This is a genomic window from Streptomyces lonarensis (assembly GCF_012033735.1).
Classification (GTDB): domain Bacteria; phylum Actinomycetota; class Actinomycetes; order Streptomycetales; family Streptomycetaceae; genus Streptomyces; species Streptomyces lonarensis.
In genome coordinates this window covers 1-2,157 of the sequence record NZ_JAAVJD010000424.1, presented here as the reverse complement: position 1 = coordinate 2,157, position 2,157 = coordinate 1, and the positions used below count along the sequence as shown (strand labels likewise).

Annotated in this window: 3 protein-coding genes; 2 read left to right on the top strand and 1 reads right to left on the bottom strand. The window is 74.2% G+C overall.

Annotated features, from left to right (window positions below; translation table 11 throughout):
* The first annotated feature begins 90 nt into the window (after positions 1 to 90).
* Positions 91 to 744, top strand: a complete 654-nt coding sequence (locus HCN56_RS25250) for a M15 family metallopeptidase (RefSeq protein WP_167974929.1) — start codon at positions 91 to 93, stop codon at positions 742 to 744.
* A gap of 481 nt (positions 745 to 1,225) precedes the next feature.
* A complete protein-coding gene (locus tag HCN56_RS25245) occupies positions 1,226 to 1,429 on the top strand; it encodes a cold-shock protein (protein ID WP_167974927.1) in 204 nt (67 codons plus the stop codon).
* On the opposite strand, the gene HCN56_RS25240 is transcribed toward HCN56_RS25245, so the two are convergent.
* Positions 1,430 to 1,867, bottom strand: coding sequence for an ankyrin repeat domain-containing protein (locus HCN56_RS25240; protein WP_167974925.1), 438 nt, complete (start codon positions 1,865 to 1,867; stop codon positions 1,430 to 1,432). It abuts the gene before it with no gap.
* Positions 1,868 to 2,157: the final 290 nt, after the last annotated feature.

Here is a 2,157-nt window from a genome sequence, read left to right as displayed (position 1 = left end):
GGGGGCGAGCCCGGCGCCGCGGCGCGCACGCCCGCCGCTGACGGCGACGGGTTCCTCGCCCGCCGCGGCGCCGTCTGTGATGATCGGCCGATGACTGAGATCATCCTGATGTCCGATCCCAGGGTCGCCGCGATCGAGCTGCGCGAGTGCGGCGAGCCGCTCGTGGACGCCCGCGCCGACGGTCCGGCGCTGCTGGTGGACGACCGCAGGGCCGCTGCCGATCCCCGTTTCGCGCACCTGCGGGCCGGCGTCCTGGAGCGGCTGCTCGACGCGGCTTCCCGGCTGCCGGACGGTGTGCGACTGGCGCTCGTCGAGGGCTACCGTCCCCCCGAACTCCAGCGCCGCTCCTTCGACACCTACCGCGAGCGGCTGCGCGCGGAGGGCCGGCACCGTTCGGAGGAGGAGCTGCACGAGGCGACCAGCCGCTACGTGGCGCCGCCGACGGTCGCCCCGCACCCCTCCGGCGCCGCCGCGGACCTCACGCTGATCGGTGTCGACGGCCAGGACCTCGACATGGGGACCGCCGTCGGCGCGACCCCCGAGGAGAGCGACGACGCCTGCTGCACCGCGGCGCTGTCGATCACGCCCCGGGCGCGGGAGAACCGCCGGCTGATGGGCGACGTGCTGCGCGCGGCGGGGATGGTCAACTACCCGACCGCGTGGTGGCACTGGTCGTACGGCGACCAGTACTGGGCGCTGGCGACCGGTGCGCCGTACGCGCTGTACGGGCCGCGCGAGCCCTGACGACCGCGGCCGGGCCCGACGGGTGCGGTCCCGGCGCCCCACCCGCTGCGTCGGGCCCGGTGTGTCCGGGGGCGTCGTGTCCGGTGCGACCTGCCCGGCGCGCGGGCGGCGGCGGCCGTTCGGCTTGAGCTCGCCCCGCGGGCCGTGCCGCCGCCGGGCGCCCGGCGTCCACGCGGGCGCTGCGCCGTTCGGGGCGGCGACCGGTGTTCGTCGGGGGCCCGCTCCCCTGTTTGTACGCTCGCAGAGAACAGCCGGTGAGACGACCGGCACAACCCGTGTGTTGTCCCTCCCCGGCCGGGGGTCGCCGTGCTAACGTGGTCGACGTTGCGGTTGTGGTACCCATAAACTTTTGTGTGCGCCTGACGGTTAATGCCGCAGGCGCATTTGTTTTTCCCCGGGCTCTGCCCGGGTGGGGACATTGCAGCGACCGGGATTCGCGCAGTGCGGATCTTGCATTGCCCCGAACAAGAAGGAGAACAACATGGCCACCGGTACCGTGAAGTGGTTCAACGCGGAAAAGGGCTACGGCTTCATCCAGCAGGACGGCGGCGGCGCCGACGTCTTCGCCCACTACTCCAACATCGCCACTCAGGGCTTCCGCGAGCTCCACGAGGGCCAGAAGGTCACCTTCGACGTCACGCAGGGCCAGAAGGGCCCGCAGGCGGAGAACATCGTCCCGGCCTGATCAGCCCGGTCGAGGTACCTGCGTACCGGGGCCGAAGAGGCGCAGCAGGTCGTGCTTGCCGAACATCCGGGCGGTGTCGACGGCGGACGGCTGCCCGGCAGCCGGGTCGGCCCCGCCCGCCAGCAGCAGCTTCACGACCTCGTCCTCGCCCTTGAAGACGGCGCCGGCCAGTGGGGTCTGGCCCCGGTCGTTGCCCCGGCGGGGGTCCGCGCCGCGCTCCAGCAGCGCCCGGACCGTCGCGGCGTGGCCGTGGTAGGCGGCGAGCATGACGAGGGTGTCGCCCTTGTCGTTGCTCAGGTTCGGCGGGACGCCGGAGTCCACGTAGGCGGCGACGGTGTCGGTGTCGCCGTTCCGTGCGAGCTGGAAGATCTTGGCAGCGAGCTGCAGCACCTCGGGGTCGTGCGCGGGCTCGTGGCTCTCGGGTAGCGGGCCGGTCATCGGGGTCCTCCTCGGACGGGGCGCCGGGCCTCGGCAGGCCGTGCGGTCGGGACGTGTCGCGGCGCTGGGCCGGCGGTGGGCGGGCGGTCTCCTCGGGTCGGGCGCCCGGTGGTCCGTCGCGTGCGGCGCGGGACCGGGCGGTGTGGCCCGGGACACCGACGAGGCACACCTCGCGGCAAGCCTACGTACCGCGGTTCGCCGGGCCGGGTCCGCCATGCCATCCCGCCTCGCAATTCGCCGGTGGGCGGGGTGCGCGGCCGCCCGGGGTGCCGCCTTCCGGGCGGTCGCGC